We start from the raw sequence: 16,811 nt of genomic DNA on the forward strand, positions 1-16,811 counted from the left end.
AATGGCCGTGAACATCAGGAGCCCCCATGGCCGCAAATGAATTTCCCGCGGGCGCCCGCCAAGGACGCGCTGAAACCCCACCTGCCGACCACTGGCAGCGCTGGGCCACGCCCGACGCCGCGCCTGCCGTGGCGGTGGCCGCTCCGGCGCCCCTGAGCCTGGTGCAGGCCACTACCGAACACGCCGCTGGCAGCGAGCTGCCGGCACCGCCGCCGCTGCCGTTCCCGCCGCCGCAGGGCGAAGCCGGCAACAGCGACGCCGCACCGCCCCCGGCCGATTCGCCATATCGCGTGCTGATCGTCGAAGACGACCGCGCGCAGGCCCTGTTCGCACAGAGCGTGCTGCACGGCGCCGGCATGCAGGCGGTGGTGCTGGGCGACCCGGATGCCGTACCGCAGGCGATCCGCGAACAGCGCCCCGACCTGATCCTGATGGACCTGCACCTGCCGGGCGTGGATGGCATGCGGCTGACCGCGATGATCCGCCAGCAGCCGGGCATGCAGCTGCTGCCGATCGTGTTCCTCAGCGGCGATCCGGACCCGGAACGTCAGTTCGAAGTGCTGGACTGCGGCGCCGACGACTACCTGAGCAAGCCGATCCGGCCGCGCCACCTGATTGCTGCCGTGGCCAACCGCATCCGCCGCGCCCGTGCGCAGGCCGCCACCCTGCCCGGCGCCAACGGTGCACCGGCCACCAGCAACCCGGAAACCGGCCTGCCCACCCGCCACCACGTGCTGCAGCAGCTGAGCGCCAGCCTGGCCCACCACGGCCATGGCGGCGTGTTCTTCATCGAGATTTCCAGCGCGCTTGGCCTGCGCGAACGCTACGGCTACGCCGCATTCGAACGGCTGATGGTGCAGGCCGGGCAGCGCCTGGCCGAAGCGGGCCATCCGCACCTGCTGGCGCGCCTGAACGACAACAGCTTCCTGCTGCTGGCCCGCGATGCCCACGAAGACCATCTGGAAACCCTGGCCGCCAACCTGCGCGAACAGCTGTCCGCGCGCGCCTTCGTGATCCGCGACGACGAATCGGTGCATCTGCGCGGCGTGGTCGGCTATGCGCCGCTGTCGCCCGGCTTCGACGATGCCACCAGCGCACTGGAAGCGGTGGAACGCACCACCCTGCAGGCGCGACTGCTCAGCTCCGGCGTGGCCGGCCACGTGCACCGCCCCACGGTGAACGAGGAAGAGCACCTGGCGCTGCTGGAAGGCCAGCTGGAACTGGCCTACCAGCCGATCGTGGCGGTGGCCGGTGGCGGCAGTGCGCAGTACCAGCTGCTGCTGCGCCTGCGCCAGGAAGACGGCACCGTGCTGACTGCCGGCCAGGTGATTCCCGCTGCCGAAGCGGCCGGGCGCATTGCCGACCTGGACCAGCAGGTGCTGGAACATGCCATGGGCCTGCTGGATCTATACCGCCACGCCACCCACCCGTTGAACCTGTTCGTCTCGCAGTCGCTGCGCACCCTGCAGCGCGATGCCTTCGCCGATTGGCTGCTGGAATCGCTGCAGCAGCGCGACCTGCCGGGCAGTGCGCTGGTGATCGACGTGCGCCTGCCCGATGCGCTCATCCACACGGTGCCGCTGCAGCAGTTCTGCCAGCGCATGGCCAGCGCCGGCGTGCGCTTCTGCCTGAGCCAGTTCGAACCCGGCAGCGAAGCCGATGCCCTGCTGACCCAGCTGCCGCTGGCCTTCGTGCGCATGGCCGCGCGTTTTTCCAGCAGCCATTCCAACCCGGGCACGCGCGAGGAACTGCGCCGTGCGATCGAACAGGCGCATGCCGCTGGCCTGCAGATCATCGGCCAGCAGATCGAAGACCCGCAGGCCGCGGCGGCCATGTGGGTGGGCGGTGTCGATTACATCCAGGGCAACATGGTGCAGTCGGCCGGCAGCGACCTGAACTTCGACTTCCAGAACGCGGTGCTCTGAGTGCCGCTGACGGTCGCGCTGCTGGCGGCGCTGTGCCTGGCCGCCGTGGCTCTGGCAGTGCTGGGCCTGCGCCTGCGGGCGCGCGGCCGGCAACTGGCTGCCAGCCAGCGCGAACGCACCGTGCTGGCCAGCGAACGCGACCAGCTGCGGCGCACCACCGAACGCCAGGGGCAGCTGGAACACCAGCTGCTGCAGGCCAAGCAGGCCGCCGAAGCCGCGGTGCTGGCCAAGGGTGAATTCCTGGCCACCATGAGCCACGAAATCCGCACCCCGCTCAACGGCATCCTGCCGATGCTGGAACTGATCGCGCGTGGGCCGCTGGGCGAGGACCAGCGGCAGATGCTGGCCACCGCATCGGCCAGTTCGCAGCAGCTGCTGCGCATCGTCGATGACATCCTGGATTACTCGCGGCTGGAAGCGCAGGCGCTGGAACTGGAAATCACCACGTTCAATCTGCGCGAACTGCTCGATGGCGTGGTGCAGCTGATGCAGCGCGCCGCCGAATCGAAGGGGCTTTCCGTAAGCCTGCAGCTGGACCCAGCGGTGCGCCTGTCGGTGCGTGGCGATCCGGTGCGGCTGCGCCAGGTGCTCAGCAACCTGCTGGCCAATGCCATCAAGTTCACCGCGCGCGGCCACGTGCAGCTGCGCGTGCAGCGGCTGGGCGAAGGCCCGGCCCAGCACCAGCTGCGGTTTGACGTGATCGATACCGGCATCGGCATCGACCAGGCGCTGCAGGCGCGTCTGTTCCAGTCCTTCAGCCAGGCCGATGCGTCGACCACCCGCCTGTATGGCGGCACCGGCCTGGGCCTGGCCATCTGCAAGCGCATCATCGACCTGATGCACGGCCAGATCGGCGTGCAGTCCACGCCCGGCCATGGCGCCACGTTCTGGTTCGAGATCCCGCTGTTGAAGGTGCCCGGCGACCTGCCGGCATCGACCCGCGGCCCGGCCGCGCTGCTGCTGTACAGCGCCGACCCGCTGCTGCAGGCCCGGGTGGAACGCATTGCCGTGCACCACGGCCTGCAGGCGCAGGCGCTGTCCGATCTGGAGGCACTGGTGCAGCGCCTGCGAAGTGCGCCGCGGCCCGGCCAGCCGGCGCCGGCATGGCTGCTGGTGGATGCACGCCAGCGCCGCCAGGGCGAGGCCACGCTGCAACGGGCCCTGGCCGAGCGCGGCGACGACGACGCGCTGCAGGTGCTGTGGCTGCAGGATGACGCCGCGCCCGCGCGGCCGCGCCAGCAGCAGCTGCCCGCCGCCTTCACCGACGCCGCCCTGCACACCCTGCTGGGCGCGCCCATGGCCAGTGCGCGGCCCGCCCCGCTGCTGGCGGCCGACGCCGGCGCGCCGCTGCCCACGCTGCCTGCGCTGGGGCTGCAGGTACTGCTGGTGGAAGACAACGCGGTGAACCGCATGGTGGCCGAGCAGCTGCTGAAGGTCTTCCAGTGCCAGGTACGCAATGCGGCCGACGGCGAACAGGCGCTGGCGGCCATGCGCGCCGGTGGCATCGACGTGGTGCTGATGGATTGCCAGATGCCGGTGCTGGACGGCTACAGCGCCACCCGCCACTGGCGGCATGAAGAAGCGCAGACCGGCCAGGCCCGCCTGCCGATCATCGCGATGACCGCCAACGCCATGGCCGGCGATCGCGAGCGCTGCCTGCAGGCGGGCATGGATGATTACCTGTCCAAGCCGATCGACCGCGAAGCCCTGCACACGCTGCTGCAGCGCTGGGGCGGCGCACCCGCCCCGGTAGAGTCGAGCTTGCTCGACTGCCCGCCCCCCGTAGAGTCGAGCTTGCTCGACTGCGATAAGCATGGCGACAGTCGAGCAAGCTCGACTCTACCAGCGCCCGACAAAGACACTCAGCCGCAGCCGGTGCTCGACCGCAGCGTGCTGGAAGAACTGCAGAGCGTGATCGGTCCGGCCGCGCTGCAGATCGTGGCCGTATTCCTGGAAGATGCGCCGCTGCTGGTGCAGCAGTTGCAGCAGGCCGCACAGGGCGAAGACATCGAGCGCCTGCAGGCACTGTCGCACAGCCTCAAATCATCCAGCGCGAATGTGGGTGCGCTGTCGCTGTCGGCCGTGGCCACGCGCATCGAGCGCGAAGCCCGCGGCGGCACGCTGCAGCGCCCCGCCGTGGCGGTGGCGCTGCTGGTGGCCGAATTCGCCCGTGCGCGCGTGGCGCTGACCGGCTACCTGGGGCAGCAACGGTAACCGGTAGAGTCGAGCTTGCTCGACTGCCGTGGCCCCTCGGTAGAGTCGAGCTTGCTCGACTGCTTCAGGCAAAAACAGTCGAGCAAGCTCGACTCTACAAACCGCGGGTAGAGCAGTCGAGCAAGCTCGACTCTACGCTGCGGGTTACATCACTCTTCCAGCTTGCTCAGCAGGTACTTCGGCTCGCCGATGCGCTCGATCAGGTCCAGCTGGGTTTCCAGCCAGTCGATGTGCTCTTCTTCCGAATCCAGGATCTTCACGAACAGCTGGCGGCTGACGTAGTCACCGACCGAATCGGCATAGGCCACGGCGTCGCGCAGGGTGACCACGCCGTCGCGTTCCAGCGACAGGTCGCACTGCAGGATCTCGGTCGGGTTTTCGCCAATGCGCAGCTTGCCCAGTGCCTGGAAGTTCGGCAGACCTTCCAGGAACAGGATGCGGTCGGCCAGCATGTCGGCATGCTTCATCTCGTCGATCGATTCCTTGTACTCATGCTCGGCCAGTTCCTTGATGCCCCAGTTCTTGAGCATCTTGGCGTGCAGGAAGTACTGGTTGATCGCGGTCAGCTCGTTGTAGAGGACCTTGTTGAGGAATTCGATGACCTTGGTGTCGCCCTTCATGGGGATGCTCCTGCACGCTGAAAACGCGGGCACTGTAACCCCTTGCGCGCGAGCGTGAAGGAACGCGAATCGTGCGCATTGGCCAGTGCAGCCAGCAGCGAAGCAGAAGTGGGCGCGGCGTCAATGCCGCGCGAAGGCGGATCAGGCCGCCTGCAGGCCCAGCACGGGCAGCGGCAGGTCGTGCGTGGCCAGCGCCTTGGCCAGCAGGTCGCCGGCCATGTCCAGGCAGGAACCGCAGGTGGCGCCGCAACCGGTACGCATGGTCAGCTCGCCCACCGACGTGACGCCCTGCGAGGCGGCTTCACGGATCTGGTGGTCGGTAACACCATTGCAGATGCAGACGTACACGGGCAGGAACCAGGCTGACAGGCCGGAAGCGGCCTGGTCGCTATTCCAATGCAAACGAGAATGGTTGTCAATCAATGACCTGAACCATTCTCGCTACCGTTCAGGCCACTAGGTGGCCGGACCGTCACCCTGGGCCTTTTTTGGCCAGTACCCGCGGCTGCGCGGGCGCTTGCGTGGGCGGTCATGGCCGGCAGCCTGGCCGGGCATCCAGGCCTCGGCCGCGCTCTTGGGCATGGAGGTGACCCCCTGCCCCGCCACCCCGCGTGCGAGCGGCGCCAGATGGCGCAGGGCACGGGCATAGACGCCACGCTTGAACATGACCACGTGTTCCACCGGGTACCAGAAATCGACCCAGCGCCAGTGGTCGAACTCGGGCGAGTCGGTGTGGTCCAGGCGCACGTGCGATTCATCGCCGGTCAGGCGCAGCAGGAACCAGACCTGCTTCTGGCCGATGCAGACCTGCCGTTCATTGCGGCGGATTGCCCGCGCCGGCAGCTTGTAGCGCAGCCAGCCCGGTGTCGCGCCCAGCACTTCCACGTGCTCGGGCAGCAGTCCGGTTTCTTCCTGCAGTTCACGATACATGGCTTCGACGGGGGTCTCGTCGGTGTTCATTCCGCCCTGCGGGAACTGCCAGCCATCCCGGCGCACACGTCGTGCCCAGAATACCTGCCCGTCCTGCCGCATCAGCACAATGCCGACGTTCGGTCGATAGCCGTCCGGATCGATCACGATGCGGACTCCTAAGAAAATCTACTGGCTGGGACTATCCCATGACGCCTGTCAGGCCACAAGCACGTTACAAAGGTGTTGACAGGCCCAGTACACATGCGCAGAATAGCGGGCTCACCAAGGCTATGTAGCTCAGCCGGTTAGAGCACAGCACTCATAATGCTGGGGTCGGTGGTTCGAGTCCACCCATAGCCACCACATTGAAGTTGTTTTTCAATGTGAAAAATGTGAGAATAGCAGTTCGCGACATTGCCCCGTCGCCAAGCGGTAAGGCACCTGACTCTGACTCAGGCATTCGGTGGTTCGAATCCATCCGGGGCAGCCAAATTCAAGAAAGGCCAGATCGAAAGATCTGGCCTTTTTCTTTGTGTGCGCATCACTGGGGGGTCAACGCCTTTTCCTGCGGAAAAGGATCCGACCCCCAATCCCCAGAACGACAAAAGCCCGGCCGAAGCCGGGCTTTTGCGTTTCCAACCAGCGGGCTCCCGAAGGAGCCCAACCAGGCGCAGTGGATCAGCGCTTGGAGAACTGGGTGGCGCGACGGGCCTTGTGCAGACCGACCTTCTTACGCTCGACTTCACGGGCGTCACGGGTCATGAAGCCAGCCTTGCGCAGCTCGGACTTCAGGGTTTCGTCGTACTCGACCAGTGCACGGGCGATGCCCAGACGGATCGCACCGGCCTGGCCGGTGGTGCCGCCGCCAGCGGCGGTGACCAGGATGTCGAAGCTTTCGGTGTTCTTGGTCAGCTCGAGCGGCTGGCGCACGATCATGCGCGCGGTCTCACGACCGAAGAACTCGTCCAGCGGACGGCCATTGACGGTGATGTTGCCCGAACCCTTGCGCAGGAACACGCGAGCGGTGGAGGACTTGCGGCGGCCAGTGCCGTAGTTTTGAGTGATAGCCATGATTAGATATCCAGAACCTGCGGCTGCTGTGCGGCGTGCGGATGCTCAGTGCCGGCGTAGACCTTGAGCTTGCGGTACATCTGGCGACCCAGCGGGCCCTTCGGCAGCATGCCCTTCACGGCGATCTCGATCACGCGCTCCGGGTGGCGCTCCAGCGCCTGTGCCAGGGATTCGGTCTTCAGGTTGCCGATGTAGCCGGTGAAACGGTGATACATCTTGTCCTGCAGCTTCTTGCCGGTGACGGCAATCTTTTCTGCATTGATGACGACCAGGTAGTCGCCGGTATCAACGTGGGGGGTGTAGACCGGCTTGTGCTTGCCGCGCAGACGGCGGGCCAGCTCGGTGGCGAGACGGCCCAGGGTCTTGCCCTCGGCGTCGACGAGGTACCAGTCGCGCTGGACGGTCTCGTTCTTGGCAGTGAAAGTGCTCATGAAGAACTCTAGGTTAGGTCGGGCTCATTGCGGCGAAAGGCTCGCCGGAACTCTGCCACGCGTTGTGAAAAGGTGAAGCGTAAGAGGCGGGATTGTACGCACCCGGCCTGCCCGGTGCAAGCGCCCCCTGCCCTGGGTTGGCAGGGCCCGGGCGCCGGGCGAGAATCGCAGGTCTCCCCGCCCCACCCGTGCTGCCATGACCGCGCTCCGCCAGACCACCCCGCTGGACCACCTGCTGACCGAGGCGCAGCGCGCCCTGGACACGGTGTTCGGCAACCCGCCGGCCGCCCGCCCCTACCCGGCCGCGGACACCGACGAACCGGGCATGGACCGCGCACAGCGGCGCCATGCCGCCGGCCTGATGCGCATCAACCACGTGGGCGAGGTCTGCGCGCAGGGCCTGTATTTCGGACAGGCCGCCGTGGCCCGCGACCCGGCCACCCGCGAACACCTGCTGGAAGCGGCGCAGGAAGAGACCGACCACCTGGCCTGGTGCGCCACCCGCCTGGGCGAGCTGGACAGCCGGCCCAGCCTGTTCAATCCGCTGTGGTACGCCGGCAGCTACACCATCGGCACCCTGGCCGGGTTGCGCGGTGATGGCTGGAACCTGGGCTTCGTGGTGGAAACCGAGCGCCAGGTGGAAGCCCACTTGGACGAGCACCTGGTGGACCTGCCGCCGGGCGACCTGCGCAGCCGCGCGGTCATCCAGGTGATGAAGGAAGACGAAGCCCGGCACGCCGAGCACGCCGAACAGGCCGGCGCCCGCCGCCTGCCGTTCCCGATTCCAGGCGCGATGGCGCTGGCATCGAAGGTGATGAAGACCATCGCCTACCGGCTGTAGGGAACCCGCCGGGGTCGGATCCCTTTCCCAAGGGGAAAGGGCTCTGACCCCTGACGGTCCGTGATCCATGATGGGGTCAGAGCCCTTTTCCCGTGGAAAAGGGATCCGACCCCGTCAATCAATTGGGCGACACCAGCTTCAGGCCGATCACGCCGGCCACGATCAGGGCCACGCAGCCCAGCCGCGCCGGCGAGGCGCTGTCGTTGAACAGGAAGATGCCCAGCACCGCCACGCCCAGCGCGCCGATACCGGTCCAGATGGCGTAGGCCGTGCCCACCGGAATGCTCTTCATCGCCTGGCTCATCAGGTACAGGCTGATCAGCGCCGAGACGACGGTGGCGGCGGTGGGCAGGGGCTTGCTGAAGCCTTCGGAGTACTTCATTCCAATGGCGAAGCCGATTTCGAACAGGCCGGCCAGCAGCAGATAGATCCAGGGCATGGGTGGGGTCCTTACCTTGTTGAACAAAAACGAAACGGCCCGGTGTTTTCACACCGGGCCGGAGGTCGGTACATCGCCGTGGAACCACTGATTGCGCAGCATTCGGTTCCACGGGGCGGGTCGTCCCGCCTGGGTGGGCGATGCCAAGGGGCATCGCGCACGGGTGTTACTCGGACAGATTGCGGCCGTGGAACAGCTCTTCGATCTCGCGCTTGAGCAGCGCTTCGATCTTCATGCGTTCCTTGAACGACAGGTTCTTGGCCTTTTCCTCGAACAGGTACTGGTCCAGGTCGAAGTCCTTCAGGTGCATCTTCGTGTGGAAGATGTTTTCCTGGTAGACGTTGACGTCGAACATCTCGTAACGCGACTTGATGTTCTTGGCCAGGAAGTTCTGGATCGAGTTGATCTTGTGATCGATGTAGTGCTTCTTGCCCTTCACATCGCGGGTGAAGCCACGGACGCGGTAGTCCATGATCACGATGTCCGATTCCAGGCTCTCGATCAGGTAGTTCAACGCCTTCAGCGGCGAAATAACGCCACAGGTAGCCACGTCGATGTCGGCGCGGAAGGTGGCGATGCCTTCCTGCGGGTGCGTTTCCGGATAGGTGTGCACGGTGATGTGCGACTTGTCCATGTGCGCGACCACGGCGTCGGAGATCAGCTCCTTGCCGGCCTGCTTCTTGTCGATCACCGGTTCTTCGGAGATCAGGATGGTCACCGAGGCACCCTGCGGATCGTAGTCCTGGCGGGCCACGTTCAGGATGTTCGCGCCGATGATCTCGGCGACATCGGTCAAGATTTGAGTCAGCCTGTCGGCGTTGTACTCTTCATCGATGTATTCAATGTAACGCTGACGCTCCTCTTCGGTGCGCGCGTAACACACGTCATAGATGTTGAAGCTCAGCGCCTTGGTGAGGTTGTTGAAACCCTGCAACCTCAGGCGAGGCAACGGCTTGACCACGGCGGTCGATTCCTGTGTGAGATGGGAAAGGGGGAATTATGGGGCAAACTGCCCGCCGGGGGAACGTGAAGGGCTCACGCATCTGGCACACTATTTGCCCTTAACAGGTGCGCTGGTTAAGCTCCGCCATCGAACCCGTGAATCCGTTCATGCGCAGAGGGAGCGCCCCTATCGTGTCAACCGTGCGCCTAGCTAGCAGCCCATTGGCCTTGGATATCGCCACCATCGATCGCTTCTTGGCGCACAGCCATCGGCGGCGTTACCCCACCCGTACCGACGTTTTCCGCCCCGGGGACCCGGCGGGAACGCTGTATTACGTCATCAGCGGCTCTGTCTCGATCATGGCCGAGGAGGACGACGACCGCGAACTGGTACTGGGCTACTTCGGTGCCGGCGAGTTCGTGGGCGAAATGGGCCTGTTCGTGGAATCGGACCGCCGCGAGGTGATCCTGCGCACCCGTACGGCCTGTGAACTGGCCGAGATCAGCTACGAACGCCTGCACCAGCTGTTCCTGGGCCCGCTGTCGGCCGACGCCCCGCGCCTGCTGTACGCGCTGGGCCAGCAGATCTCCAAGCGCCTGCTCGATACCAGCCGCAAGGCCAGCCGCCTGGCGTTCCTGGACGTGACCGACCGCATCGTGCGCACCCTGCACGATCTGGCCCAGGAACCGGAAGCAATGAGCCACCCGCAGGGCAGCCAGCTGCGCGTTTCGCGCCAGGAACTGGCCCGCCTGGTCGGCTGCTCGCGTGAAATGGCCGGCCGCGTGCTGAAGAAGCTGCAGACCGACGGCCTGCTGCATGCCCGCGGCAAGACCGTGGTGCTGTACGGCACCCGTTGAGCACGCCCGGTGGGTGCGGACCTTGGTCCGCACACCATCGCACGCCCCGCACATGCGCATCCGCTAGGCTCGGTGCATGGAACTGAGCAGCGAATTCTGGTGGTTCATCCTCATCGGCCTGGGCGCACAGCTGGTCGATGGTGCGCTGGGCATGGCCTTTGGCCTGGTGTCATCGTCGGTGCTGCTGGCCATGGGCATCCCGCCGGCGCAGGCCAGCGCCGCTATCCACACCGCCGAAGTGTTCACCACCGGCGCGTCCGGCGTGTCGCATCTGGTCGCCGGCAATGTCGATAAACGCCTGTTCTTCCGTCTGGCCCTGCCCGGTGCCCTGGGCGGCGCGGTGGGCGCCTATGTGCTGACCCAACTGCCGGGCGACATCATCCGCCCGCTCATCTACCTGTACCTGCTGGTGCTGGCCATCCTCATCCTGGCGCGTGCAGCCGGGCGCTGGATGCCCCGGGGCGAGATCCGTCGGGTTCCGCTGCTGGGCTTCTTCGCCGGCCTGCTGGACGCCAGCGGCGGCGGTGGCTGGGGCCCGGTGGCCACCTCCACCCTGCTGGCCCGCGGCGGCCAGGCGCGCACCACCATCGGCACGGTCAATGCCGCCGAGTTCGTGGTGACGGTGACCATTTCGGCCACCTTCCTGCTGTCGATGGGCCTGCAGCACCTGCAGATCGTCGCCGGCCTGTTGATCGGCGGCATGATGGCCGCGCCGGTGGCGGCGATCCTGGTCAAGCGGGTGAAGGAACGCTGGGTGCTGGTGGCAGTAGGCGTGCTGGTGCTGGGCATCAGCCTGTTCCAGATCGGCCACGCGCTGGGCGGTTACCTGGGGCGCTGACGGCCCGCGCCTGTCCCGGTAGCGCCGGGCCATGCCCGGCGGATCATTCACCGTGCGATGGGGTCAGAGCCCCTGCGGGGATCTGACCCTGGGTCAGGCCTTGTCGCCGCCGCGGTCGACGCAGCCCCAGTTGAGGATGCGGGTACCGGCGGGCAGCACGCTGCGGAAGAAGTCGACCTTGGAGCGCTTCGGGTTCACCACCACCGGCGCCTTGGCGGCCAGCAGCAGCGGCAGGTCGGCGGTGCTGTCCGAATAGGCGATGTCGATGTCGCCATAGCCGCGCTCGCGCAGCATGCGCATCTTTTCTTCGTTGTGGCAGTGTCGGGTCGGGCCGACCCCGCCCAGGCGCGGGCCCACTTCGGTGCCGATCACCGGCACATCCTGGTGCGCCACGAAGGCCAGGATGGCACGGGCCAGCTCCGGCGGTGCGCCGGTGGCCACTACTACCCGGTCGCCCTTGGCGCGGTGTGCGGCGAATACTTCCAGCGCCTGCGGCAGCAGCTTGGCGCGCATCTGCTGCTCGTTGCGGATCACGTAGGCGTCGATCACCCGGTTGAACTCGCGCGCCCGATGCAGGCCAAAACTGCCGATCCACACGTAGACCGAAATGCCGGTACGGCGGGTCGGCAGCATCGCCACCAGCGGCCCGGCGATCGGCGTGACCAGCAGCGCGGCCAGCATGCGCAGCGGATTGCGCTTGATCAGCGAGGCGAACAGGTGGGTGCCCGAATCACCGTCGTAGAGAGTGTGGTCGAAGTCGAAAACGACCAGCGGCGCATCCTCGCGCGGCGTTGGATAGTGCGTTGTCATGCCCCGAAGAATAGCTGACGCAGGCCCTCACCCGGCTCTTCCACGCGCATGAAGGCCTCGCCCACCAGGAACGCATGGATGCCGGCGTCGCGCATCAGGGCCACGTCCTGCGGGCCCAGGATGCCGCTCTCGGTCACCAGCAGGCGGTCGCGCGGCACCGCCTGCTGCATGTCCAGGGTGGTCTGCAGCGAGACCTCGAAGGTGCGCAGGTTGCGGTTGTTGATGCCGATCATCGGCGCCGGCACCTGCAGGGCGCGCTCCAGTTCGTCGATGTCGTGCACTTCCACCAGCACGTCCATGCCCAGCGACAGCGCCAGTTCGGACAGGGTGGCCAGCTGGGTGTCGTCCAGCGCGGCCACGATCAGCAGGATGCAGTCGGCGCCCAGCACACGGGCCTCGTACACCTGGTAGGCGTCGATCACGAAGTCCTTGCGCAGCACCGGCAGCGTGCAGGCTTCGCGGGCCTGCTGCAGGTAGGCATCGGCGCCCTGGAAGAAGTCCACGTCGGTCAGCACCGACAGGCAGCTGGCGCCGCCGAACTCGTAGCTGACGGCGATGTCGGCCGGGCGGAAGTCGGGGCGGATCACGCCCTTGGACGGGCTGGCCTTCTTCACCTCGGCAATCACCGCCGGGTCGCCGTTGGCCACCGCCGCCTGCAGCGCGCGCACGAAGCCGCGCACCGGGGGGGCACTGGCCACGGCCGCCTGCAGCGCCTCCAGCGGGCGCTGGGCGCGGCGCTGGGCCACTTCTTCGGCCTTGCGGGCCAGGATCGTCTGCAGGATGTCGCTCATCGTCGTCGCTTCAGTACTGGGGCGGTGAGGACGGCCATTATCGGCCATCGGGTGGGTCAGGCTGAACCGCGCGCTCAGGCAACCAGCGCGCGGGTGGTATCAACGTACTGCTGCAGGCGCTGGCGGGCACTGCCGTCGGCGATGGCGGCACGGGCACGGGCCAGGCCGTCGCCGATGTCGCTGGCCACGCCGGCCACGTACAGCGCTGCGCCGGCATTGAGCGCCACGATGTCCAGCGCCGGGCCGGCCTGGTTGTCCAGCACCGCGCGCAGCATCTGGATCGACTGCTCCGGGCTGTCCACGCGCAGGTTGCGGCTGGCCGACATGGCAATGCCGAAGTCTTCGGGGTGGATCTCGTATTCGCGCACCTTGCCGTCGCGCAGCTCGCCCACCAGGGTGCCGGCGCCCAGCGAGATCTCGTCCATGTTGTCGCGGCCCCAGACCACCATGGCGCGCTCGGTGCCCAGCTCGCGCAGCACGCGCGCCTGGATACCCACCAGATCGGGATGGAACACGCCCATCAGCACCGACGGTGCGCTGGCCGGGTTGGTCAGCGGGCCGAGGATGTTGAAGATGGTGCGCACGCCCATCTCGCGGCGGACCGGCGCGACCACCTTCATCGACGGGTGATGGATCGGCGCGAACATGAAGCCGATGCCGGTCTGCTCGATCGCCGCGGCCACCTGCGCCGGCTGCAGCTCGATGGCCGCGCCCAGCGCTTCCACCGCATCGGCGCTGCCGGACTTGGACGACACGCTGCGGTTGCCGTGCTTGGCCACGCGCGCGCCGGCGGCGGCCGCCACGAACATCGCGCAGGTGGAAATGTTGAAGGTGTGCGAACCATCGCCACCGGTGCCGACGATATCGACCAGGTGGGTGGTATCGGCCACCGGCACCGCCAGCGCGAATTCGCGCATGACCGTGGCGGCCGCAGCGATCTCGTCGATGGTTTCCTTCTTCACCCGCAGGCCGGTGAGGATGGCGGCGGTCATCATCGGCGAGACATCGCCGCGCATGATCTGCCGCATCAGGTCGACCATTTCGTCGAAGAAGATTTCGCGGTGTTCGATGGTGCGTTGCAGGGCTTCCTGGGGGGAGAAGCTCATCGGAATGCTCCTTGGATCAGGCCGCCGGGCGCTGCAGGAAATTGCGCAGCAGGGCGTGGCCGTGTTCGGTGAGGATGGATTCGGGGTGGAACTGCACGCCTTCCACCGGGAACTGGCGATGGCGCAGGCCCATGATCTCTTCGATCGAGCCGTCCTCGTTCTCGGTCCAGGCGGTCACTTCCAGCGCGTCGGGCAGGCTGGTCTTGTCCACCACCAGCGAGTGGTAGCGGGTGGCCTGGTAGCGGTCCGGCAGCCCGGCAAACACGCCCTTGCCTTCATGGCGGATGGGCGAGGTCTTGCCGTGCATGATGTTGCCGGCGCGGATGACCGTGCCGCCGTAGACCTGGCCGATGCTCTGGTGGCCCAGGCACACGCCGAGGATCGGCGTGGTCGGGCCCAGCCGCTGGATCAGCTCCAGCGACACGCCTGCTTCATTGGGCGTGCACGGGCCGGGCGAAATGACGATGCGCTCGGGTTTCTGCGCGGCGATCTCGTCCACGCTCATCGCATCGTTGCGCACCACCTTCACTTCGGCGCCCAGCGTCTGCAGGTACTGCACGAGGTTGTAGGTGAAGCTGTCGTAGTTGTCGATCATCCACAACATGGTCAGGTTCCGTCGCTTATCAGGAAAATGGCGTACACGTTTTCGGTGTAGGTGATGGGGCCGGCTTCGATGGATTCGCGCGTACCAGGCTCAGGCGCTGCGGCGTAGCCGTGACTGCCGGTCACCGAGATCCGGTCCAGGTTCTGGCCATCCTCGTCCAGCTGGGGCCACTGCCCGGCCTGGATGCCATAGGCGAAATCCGGTGCCACATCGGAAATGCTGTACAGGCCGCGCAGCGACGTTCCATAGGCCTTGGCCAGGCCCTGCGCCGATTCACGGGTCTGGGCCGCTGCTTCAGACTTCAGCTCGCGGCGCAGTGCGACCTCACCGGAGTAGGTCGGGGCGACGCTGCTGACCTGCACATGCTCATTCGCTTTCAGCGCGGCCAGCACGTCCTGCATCTGCTTCACGCTGGCAAAGCTGGCACGCAGCTGGCGCGACACGCGGGTACCAATGAACACCTGTCGGCTGTCCTCGTAGCGCGTGGCGGGGCCGATGCGCAGGTTGTCCGCGCGCACGCTGCCGTCCACCGCCTTGTGCTGCTTGAACTGCGCCAGCGCGCGCGCCACGTTGTCCTGCACGCGGCGGCGCGCCGCATCGGCGTCCATGTCGGTCTCTTCGATGTTCAACTGCAGGCCGAAGCGGTCGGGCATCACCGTGCGGGTGCCCTGCCCCTTCACCAGCAGATGCGGCTGCGAGGGAATGGTATTGGCCTGCGCCCACACGGACGGGGCCATCGTGGCCAGCAGCGACGACCACAGCAATGCGCTCAGCAGCTTCATGCGGTACTCCTTGTCTTGGGTGGGAACAGCGGAAGGTGCCGCGGCGCAGGCCACGGCACGGGGAAACTCACAGGCCCTTGGCGGCCTGGGCGACGGCGCGGAACAGCGCACGGCCCTTGTTCATCGTCTCGTCCCATTCCTTGTCCGGGTCCGAGTCGTAGACGATGCCGGCGCCGGCCTGCACGTACAGGCGGCCATCCTTGATGACCGCGGTGCGGATCGCGATCGCGGTATCGGCATCGCCGTGCCAGCCGATGTAGCCGATGCTGCCGGCGTAGACATTGCGCTTGATCGGTTCCAGTTCGCGGATCACTTCCAGCGCGCGGATCTTCGGCGCGCCGCTGACCGTACCGGCCGGGAAGGTGGCACGCAGCACGTCGGCGTAGCTCAGGCCAGGCTGCAGCTGCCCGGTCACTTCGCTGACGATGTGCATGACGTGGCTGTAGCGCTCGATCACGAACTGCTCGCCTACTTCCACGGTGCCGGCCTTCGAAACACGGCCAGCATCATTGCGGCCCAGGTCGATCAGCATCAGGTGCTCGGCGCGTTCCTTCGGATCGGCCAGCAGCTCGGCTTCCAGCGCCAGGTCCTGTTCGACGGTGGCCCCGCGCGGGCGGGTGCCGGCGATCGGGCGCACGGTCACTTCGCCATCCTGCAGGCGCACCAGGATTTCCGGCGACGAACCGACCACCTGCAGGTCGCCCACATCCAGGAAATACATGTACGGCGACGGGTTCAGCGCACGCAGCGCGCGGTACACATCCACCGGGCGCGCCTTGAACGGCACGCTCAAGCGCTGGCTCAGCACTACCTGGAAGATGTCACCGGCGCGGATGTACTCCTTGCTGCGCTGGACCGCATCGACGAAGCCTTCGCGGGTGAAACCGGAAACGAAATCGGACTCGTCCAGCACATCGCTGTTCAGCGGTGCCGGGTAGCCCGCGCCCGGTGCGCGCAGCTTGGCGGTCAGTGCATCCAGGCGCGCCTGCGCCTGCTCGAACGCGCCGTCGACCCGCGGGTCGGCATGCACGATCAGGTACAGCCGGCCCTTCAGGTTGTCGAACACCGCCAGTTCGTTGGAATCCAGCAGCAGGATGTCCGGCGTGCCCAGTTCATCGCGGCCGGCCGGCGGGGCCAGGCGCGGTTCGATGTAGCCGATGCATTCAAAGCCGAACCAGCCGACCAGGCCACCGGTGAAGCCCGGCAGGCCGTCCAGCTTGGGCACCGAGTGGGCGCTGCGCAGCGCCTCGACCTCGGCGAAGGGGTCGGCCACCTCGCGGGTATCCACCACCTGGCCATCCTCGCGCACGGTCAGGGTGTGGCCGTGGAAGGCGTACACGCGGCGTGCCGGCAGGCCGATGATCGAGTAACGACCAAAGCGCTCGCCGCCTTCGACGGATTCAAACAGGTAGGTATTGGGGCCGTCGGCGAGCTTCAGATAGACCGAAAGCGGCGTGTCCAGGTCGGACAGCACTTCGCGGACAACGGGGATATGGGTGTGGCCTTCAGCGGCCTGCTGCTGAAACTGAGCGTGCGAGTTCAAGACGACTTTCCTTCCGGGACACAGCGTTATGGGGGCGGACGACGGCAACGGGCCACCATCGCCACCAACGGCGTGCGGAAGAAA

General features: G+C 66.7%; 18 protein-coding genes and 2 tRNA genes. 7 read left to right on the top strand and 13 right to left on the bottom strand.

Translation table 11 applies throughout. From position 1 onward, the window contains the following. Window positions 1-26: 26 nt before the first annotated feature. On the top strand, window positions 27-1,925 hold the full coding sequence (locus tag C1930_RS18345; RefSeq protein ID WP_108757370.1) for an EAL domain-containing protein: 1,899 nt from the start codon (window positions 27-29) through the stop codon (window positions 1,923-1,925). After that, window positions 1,926-4,139, top strand: coding sequence for a hybrid sensor histidine kinase/response regulator (locus tag C1930_RS18350; RefSeq protein WP_108757371.1), 2,214 nt, complete (start codon window positions 1,926-1,928; stop codon window positions 4,137-4,139). Between the two features lie 149 nt (window positions 4,140-4,288). On the opposite strand, the gene bfr is transcribed toward C1930_RS18350, so the two are convergent. The 3 genes from bfr to C1930_RS18365 form a co-directional block, all read right to left on the bottom strand. Beyond that, window positions 4,289-4,759, bottom strand: a complete 471-nt coding sequence (bfr, locus tag C1930_RS18355) for a bacterioferritin (protein WP_108754386.1) — start codon at window positions 4,757-4,759, stop codon at window positions 4,289-4,291. 141 nt (window positions 4,760-4,900) lie between these two features. After that, window positions 4,901-5,107, bottom strand: a complete 207-nt coding sequence (locus C1930_RS18360) for a (2Fe-2S)-binding protein (protein WP_057497541.1) — start codon at window positions 5,105-5,107, stop codon at window positions 4,901-4,903. A 108-nt stretch (window positions 5,108-5,215) separates the two neighbouring features. Continuing rightward, window positions 5,216-5,836: an RNA pyrophosphohydrolase gene (locus tag C1930_RS18365; protein WP_108751086.1), complete on the bottom strand. Its 621-nt coding sequence runs from the start codon at window positions 5,834-5,836 to the stop codon at window positions 5,216-5,218. A 121-nt stretch (window positions 5,837-5,957) separates the two neighbouring features. Between C1930_RS18365 and C1930_RS18370 the strand changes: the two genes are divergently transcribed. Next, a tRNA-Met gene (locus tag C1930_RS18370) sits at window positions 5,958-6,034 on the top strand. Between the two features lie 52 nt (window positions 6,035-6,086). Next, window positions 6,087-6,161: transfer RNA gene (locus tag C1930_RS18375), tRNA-Gln, on the top strand. 188 nt (window positions 6,162-6,349) lie between these two features. On the opposite strand, the gene rpsI is transcribed toward C1930_RS18375, so the two are convergent. Next, on the bottom strand, window positions 6,350-6,742 hold the full coding sequence (gene rpsI / locus C1930_RS18380) for a 30S ribosomal protein S9 (protein ID WP_005411311.1): 393 nt from the start codon (window positions 6,740-6,742) through the stop codon (window positions 6,350-6,352). Window positions 6,743-6,744: 2 nt separating this feature from the next. Further along, window positions 6,745-7,173 carry a 50S ribosomal protein L13 gene (gene rplM, locus C1930_RS18385; RefSeq protein ID WP_005414692.1) on the bottom strand — a complete coding sequence of 143 codons (429 nt, stop codon included), beginning with the start codon at window positions 7,171-7,173 and terminating at the stop codon, window positions 6,745-6,747. A gap of 196 nt (window positions 7,174-7,369) precedes the next feature. Between rplM and coq7 the strand changes: the two genes are divergently transcribed. After that, window positions 7,370-8,014, top strand: a complete 645-nt coding sequence (gene coq7, locus C1930_RS18390) for a 2-polyprenyl-3-methyl-6-methoxy-1,4-benzoquinone monooxygenase (protein WP_108754387.1) — start codon at window positions 7,370-7,372, stop codon at window positions 8,012-8,014. 118 nt (window positions 8,015-8,132) lie between these two features. Here coq7 and sugE read toward each other — a convergent pair whose 3' ends face one another. Both sugE and speD read right to left on the bottom strand, forming a co-directional pair. Next, complete coding sequence (gene sugE / locus C1930_RS18395) at window positions 8,133-8,453, bottom strand: quaternary ammonium compound efflux SMR transporter SugE (protein ID WP_108751088.1); 321 nt, start codon at window positions 8,451-8,453, stop codon at window positions 8,133-8,135. A 166-nt stretch (window positions 8,454-8,619) separates the two neighbouring features. Further along, a complete protein-coding gene (gene speD, locus C1930_RS18400) occupies window positions 8,620-9,414 on the bottom strand; it encodes an adenosylmethionine decarboxylase (RefSeq protein ID WP_006473908.1) in 795 nt (264 codons plus the stop codon). Window positions 9,415-9,563: 149 nt separating this feature from the next. On the opposite strand from speD, the gene crp reads away from it, so the two are divergent. Next, on the top strand, window positions 9,564-10,253 hold the full coding sequence (gene crp, locus C1930_RS18405) for a cAMP-activated global transcriptional regulator CRP (protein WP_010482649.1): 690 nt from the start codon (window positions 9,564-9,566) through the stop codon (window positions 10,251-10,253). A 76-nt stretch (window positions 10,254-10,329) separates the two neighbouring features. Beyond that, window positions 10,330-11,091, top strand: a complete 762-nt coding sequence (locus C1930_RS18410) for a sulfite exporter TauE/SafE family protein (RefSeq protein WP_108772359.1) — start codon at window positions 10,330-10,332, stop codon at window positions 11,089-11,091. Window positions 11,092-11,184: 93 nt separating this feature from the next. Here the strand turns inward: C1930_RS18410 and C1930_RS18415 are convergent, their stop codons facing one another. The 6 genes from C1930_RS18415 to trpE all read right to left on the bottom strand — a co-directional run bounded on the left by C1930_RS18415 (window position 11,185) and on the right by trpE (window position 16,727). Then, complete coding sequence (locus tag C1930_RS18415; protein WP_108754389.1) at window positions 11,185-11,901, bottom strand: haloacid dehalogenase-like hydrolase; 717 nt, start codon at window positions 11,899-11,901, stop codon at window positions 11,185-11,187. After that, window positions 11,898-12,692 carry an indole-3-glycerol phosphate synthase TrpC gene (gene trpC / locus C1930_RS18420; RefSeq protein WP_108757373.1) on the bottom strand — a complete coding sequence of 265 codons (795 nt, stop codon included), beginning with the start codon at window positions 12,690-12,692 and terminating at the stop codon, window positions 11,898-11,900. Before trpC ends, C1930_RS18415 begins: the two co-directional genes overlap by 4 nt. Before the next feature lie 74 nt (window positions 12,693-12,766). Further along, window positions 12,767-13,798 (bottom strand): anthranilate phosphoribosyltransferase, encoded by a 1,032-nt coding sequence (gene trpD / locus C1930_RS18425; RefSeq protein ID WP_108754391.1) that lies wholly within the window; start codon window positions 13,796-13,798, stop codon window positions 12,767-12,769. Between the two features lie 16 nt (window positions 13,799-13,814). After that, complete coding sequence (locus C1930_RS18430; protein ID WP_108754392.1) at window positions 13,815-14,402, bottom strand: aminodeoxychorismate/anthranilate synthase component II; 588 nt, start codon at window positions 14,400-14,402, stop codon at window positions 13,815-13,817. 2 nt (window positions 14,403-14,404) lie between these two features. Further along, the gene (locus tag C1930_RS18435) at window positions 14,405-15,184 is read right to left on the bottom strand and encodes an SIMPL domain-containing protein (RefSeq protein ID WP_108772360.1); all 780 of its coding nucleotides are present in this window, start codon (window positions 15,182-15,184) and stop codon (window positions 14,405-14,407) included. Between the two features lie 67 nt (window positions 15,185-15,251). Continuing rightward, complete coding sequence (trpE, locus tag C1930_RS18440) at window positions 15,252-16,727, bottom strand: anthranilate synthase component I (RefSeq protein WP_057494325.1); 1,476 nt, start codon at window positions 16,725-16,727, stop codon at window positions 15,252-15,254. Window positions 16,728-16,811 lie beyond the last annotated feature (84 nt).

Origin of the sequence: Stenotrophomonas sp. SAU14A_NAIMI4_8 (genome assembly GCF_003086695.1) — a bacterium.
Lineage (GTDB): Bacteria > Pseudomonadota > Gammaproteobacteria > Xanthomonadales > Xanthomonadaceae > Stenotrophomonas.